Genomic DNA, 675 nt, shown 5'->3' with positions numbered 1-675 from the left:
AATTTTAGTTTTACAGATGTCCAAAATCTATATGAACAACATACAACAGCTACGGGACAGGTGTTTACCCCGGAAGCAGTTCAACAGGCATATTATTTAACCGATGGACAACCATGGTTAGTTAACGCCCTAGCTCGTCAATCTACCCAGGTGTTAGTCCAGGATGTGAATGAACCCATTACTGCTGAGGTGATTAACCAAGCCAAAGAAATTCTCATCCAGCGTCAGGATACCCATTTGGATAGTTTAGCAGAAAGATTACGGGAAGAGCGGGTGAAAGCTATTATTGAACCAATTTTAGCAGGTGAGGACTTACCAGATACCCCAGAGGATGATCGGCGGTTTTTGCTAGATTTAGGCTTAGTTAAGCGTAGTCCTTTGGGTGGACTAACCATTGCCAATCCCATCTACCAGGAGGTGATTCCTCGTGTTTTATCCCAGGGTAGTCAGGACAGCTTACCTCAAATTCAACCCACTTGGTTAAATACTGACAATAGTTTAAATCCCCAAGCTCTATTAAATGCTTTTCTAGAGTTTTGGCGACAACATGGGGAACCATTACTTAAAAGTGCGCCCTATCATGAGATTGCCCCCCATTTGGTGTTAATGGCATTTTTACACCGGGTGGTAAATGGTAGTGGTACGTTAGAACGGGAATATGCCATTGGTTCTGGG

At 43.4% G+C, this 675-nt stretch carries 1 pseudogene; it reads left to right on the top strand.

The features are described 5' to 3' along the window. Positions 1-675: pseudogene (locus tag NWP17_RS11710) on the top strand (ATP-binding protein); the annotation flags it as partial.

The organism is Chrysosporum bergii ANA360D (assembly GCF_029891735.1).
In the GTDB taxonomy this organism is placed as follows: domain Bacteria; phylum Cyanobacteriota; class Cyanobacteriia; order Cyanobacteriales; family Nostocaceae; genus Umezakia; species Umezakia bergii.
The sequence above is the reverse complement of the archived record's forward strand: the minus strand, read 5'-3'. Positions and strand labels throughout refer to the sequence as shown.